Origin of the sequence: Mycobacterium sp., from assembly GCF_035499775.1 — a bacterium.
Lineage (GTDB): Bacteria > Actinomycetota > Actinomycetes > Mycobacteriales > Mycobacteriaceae > Mycobacterium.
The window spans coordinates 1-3,276 of the sequence record NZ_DATJYB010000507.1 but is presented as its reverse complement, the minus strand read 5'-3'; the positions used below and the strand labels follow the sequence as shown (position 1 = coordinate 3,276).

Sequence of the window (3,276 nt, the reverse complement as noted above, 5' to 3'; positions counted from 1 at the left end):
GTCCGCGCGATCCGCATGGTCTTGAAGCGCGCGATGATGCCTTCGGTCATGTCCTGGTTGACGGCCAGCGCGGTGGTTGAGCAGCCGTAACCGACGGCCATCAGCATGACGCCGGGCACGATGTAGTCGATATAGGAGGCGCCGGGCGCGACGGCGGCCACGGCAGCCTTCATCGCTCCGCCGAAGACCCCGGCGAACAACAGGAGCAGCACGACCGGCACGCCGACCGACGAGACCAGCATGACCGGGTAGCGGATGGTGTGGCGAAGGTCCCGGCGGAACATCGTCGCCGAATCGGTGAAGGTGTAGGCGCTCACTTGACGGCCTCCAGTTCGTTGTCGCTGAGCTGGTCGGAAGGAATCTGGTCGGCGGGACGCCCGGTCACGGCGAAGAAGACATCGTCGAGATCTGGGGTGTGGACCGAGACGGTCGCGACCTCGATCCCGGCGTCGTCGAGCTGGCTCAACAGGGCGCGCAGCGAGCGGACGCTGCCGTCGCCGGGCAGCTGGAGTGTGAGGGCGTCGTCGTCGCGGGACATCGCCTGCAGCATCCGCGAGGCCGCGTCCAGCTCGACGGCACTGGCGAACGTCAGCTCGATGTGCCCGCCAGATATGCGGGCCTTAAGTTGTGCCGACGTGCCCTCGGCGACAAGGCGGCCGTGGTCCAGCACACCGATCCGGTCGGCGAGATGGTCGGCCTCCTCCAGGTTCTGCGTGGTCAAGAAGATCGTGACGCCTTCGGAGACCAAGTCGCGGATGGTGTCCCACATGGTGCGTCGGCTGCGGGGGTCCAAGCCCGTGGTGGGCTCATCCAGGAAGATCACCGATGGGCTCCCGACCAGCGTCATCGCCAGGTCCAGCCGGCGGCGCATCCCTCCGGAGTAGGTCGAGGCTGGCTTCGTTGCCGCCTCGACCAGGTCGAACCGCGCGAGCAGGTCGTCGGCGCGGCGCCGCCCGGCCTTCTTGCTGAATTTGTGCAGGTCGGCCATCAGGATCAGGTTCTCGCGGCCGGTGAGCAGTCCGTCGACGGCCGAGAACTGGCCCGTGACGCCGATCGCCCCGCGCACGCCGTCGGGATCGCGGGCTACATCATGCCCGGCGACGGTCGCGGTGCCCGCGTCCGCGCTGATCAGGGTCGACAAGATGTTCACCGCGGTCGTCTTGCCGGCGCCGTTCGGGCCGAGCAGGGCGAAGATGGTGCCCTCCGGCACATCCAGGTCGAGGCCGTCGAGTACAAGGTGCTCGCCGTAGGACCGGCAAAGTCCGGTCGCCGTGATCGCGGGCCCGGAGGCGGTTCCGTTCATGGTGCCCGTCATCGCAGGCCGGGATGTGGTTCCGTTCATGGTGTCTGTGGCTCCTCCGATGTGACTATCCGGTACTGACCTGTCCGAGTGTGCGAGCAGGGCAGATCAGGGAGGTTTCACCGCGGTTTCACGGCCCGGCCGGCCGGTGAAAGCTGCCAGAACGCGCACGCCGATCAGCTGGTCGAGGTCATCGAGAAGGTCGCGGCCGTCCGTGGCACTTCGGAGCATCTGCGGATGAGCAACGGCCCTGAGATGATCGCCTGGGCGCTGCGGGGGTGGTGTCGGCTGTCGGGAACCTGCCGCACCTACATCGAGCCGGGAGCCTCGTGGGAGAACCCTTCGTCGAATCCAACACTCCCGCAGTAGCTGGACCTACTTTCGGAGACCCCTCAAGCGCGATAGGGGTCTACGGCAACCGGAGAGGAGTTCGATGGCGCCAAACGGACGAATTGAAGGACCCGGTGCAGACATGCTCGAGATCACGTTTCCGACGTTCACGTTGCGCATCGCGCGGTTCACTCACCCGAAATGCTCACTGTTGAGATCCTCGCGGGCAACAATGTCGGCTTCACCGACACCGTCGAATATAAGGTGGTCACCGTCCGTGACGACCTCGTCATCCTGTCCTGGCAGGAGCATATCGGCCGCACGATCGTGCACGTCTTGGACCTTATTGCCCTCAGGTCATACACCTTTGTGACACCAGCACATGGAGGATTCATGAGGCTCAACGGCCTGGTGAAGCTGGAACCCGAGCAGAGCGGTTGACGACGCTACGCTCCGGCGGTCAACGTCTTCCCGACACTCCTGAGGCGTGATACCGGCTGAGCAGCGGTGCGGCCACGATATGACGGCCGCTCGCCCCAGCCGCCGGACCCGCTAGGCGATCTTGCGGTGGTAGGTGGCCATGGCGAGGGCGTAGGCGACGATGAGGATGCCGGCACACCACGCCAGGGCGATCCAGATGCCGGTGCTGATGGGCTGCTGCGCGTACAAGTCGCGGATCGTGTTGACGATGGGCGTCACCGGCTGGTTCTCGGCGAAGGCGCGCACTGGTCCGGGCATGGTTGCGGTGGCGACGAATGCCGAGCTGATGAACGGCAGGAAGATCAGCGGGTAGGAGAACGCGCTCGCGCCGTCCACGGTCTTGGCGGACAGGCCGGCGATGACGGCGAGCCAGGTCAACGCCAAGGTGAACAGGATCAGGATGCCCGCGATTGCGAGCCAGGCAAACACGCCCGCCCCGGAGCGGAAGCCCATGAGCAGGGCGACACCCACGACGGCCACGACCGAGACCAGGCTGGCGGCCAGCGAGGTCAGCACGTGCGCCCAGAGCACGGACGAGCGTGCGATCGGCATGGACTGGAAGCGCTCGAAGATGCCGCTCTTCATGTCCATGAAGAGCCGGAAGGCGGTGTAGGAGATGCTCGAGGCGATCGTGATGAGCAGGATGCCGGGCAGCAGGTAGTTCACATACGAACCCGACCCTGAGCTGATCGCGCCACCGAACACGTAGACGAACAGCAGCATGAAGGCGATCGGCATGATCGTGGTCGTGATGATGGTGTCCGGGCTGCGCGTGATGTGGCGCAGGGACCGTCCCGTCAGGAGGGCGGTGTCACCGAAGAAGTGCTTGCTCATCGCTGTTCCTTACTCGTCGGTGCCGATGCCGCGGTCATTGCCGGGTCGCCGTCGGTGCCGGTACCTTCGTTGCCGATGATGGCGAGGAAGATGTCTTCGAGGGTGGGCTGTTTCTCGACGTACTCGACTTTGGCGGGCGGGAGGAGCTGCTTGAGCTCGGCGAGGGTGCCGTTGGCGATGATCCGCCCCTGGTGGAGGATCGCGATCCGGTCGGCGAGCTGTTCGGCCTCGTCCAGGTACTGGGTGGTGAGCAGCACGGTCGTGCCCTGCCCGGCGAGTTCTTTGATGCTGTTCCACACCTCGATGCGGCCTTGCGGGTCGAGCCCGGTGGT

At 65.6% G+C, this 3,276-nt stretch carries 3 protein-coding genes and 3 pseudogenes; 2 read left to right on the top strand and 4 right to left on the bottom strand.

Annotated elements, in window-relative coordinates; translation table 11 throughout:
- Both VML93_RS31120 and VML93_RS31115 read right to left on the bottom strand, forming a co-directional pair.
- Positions 1–317: pseudogene (locus VML93_RS31120) on the bottom strand (ABC transporter permease); the annotation flags it as partial.
- Positions 314–1,303 carry an ATP-binding cassette domain-containing protein gene (locus VML93_RS31115; RefSeq protein ID WP_414686495.1) on the bottom strand — a complete coding sequence of 330 codons (990 nt, stop codon included), beginning with the start codon at positions 1,301–1,303 and terminating at the stop codon, positions 314–316. The pseudogene VML93_RS31120 and the gene VML93_RS31115, both read right to left, overlap by 4 nt.
- 87 nt (positions 1,304–1,390) lie before the next feature.
- Between VML93_RS31115 and VML93_RS31110 the strand changes: the two genes are divergently transcribed.
- Both VML93_RS31110 and VML93_RS31105 read left to right on the top strand, forming a co-directional pair.
- Complete coding sequence (locus VML93_RS31110) at positions 1,391–1,669, top strand: hypothetical protein (protein WP_325616509.1); 279 nt, start codon at positions 1,391–1,393, stop codon at positions 1,667–1,669.
- Between the two features lie 147 nt (positions 1,670–1,816).
- Positions 1,817–2,071, top strand: a pseudogene (locus VML93_RS31105) (MoaF-related domain-containing protein); the annotation flags it as partial.
- 111 nt (positions 2,072–2,182) lie between these two features.
- Here the strand turns inward: VML93_RS31105 and VML93_RS31100 are convergent.
- Both VML93_RS31100 and VML93_RS31095 read right to left on the bottom strand, forming a co-directional pair.
- A complete protein-coding gene (locus tag VML93_RS31100; protein WP_325616505.1) occupies positions 2,183–2,944 on the bottom strand; it encodes an ABC transporter permease in 762 nt (253 codons plus the stop codon).
- Positions 2,941–3,276: pseudogene (locus tag VML93_RS31095) on the bottom strand (ABC transporter ATP-binding protein); the annotation flags it as partial. The gene VML93_RS31100 and the pseudogene VML93_RS31095, both read right to left, overlap by 4 nt.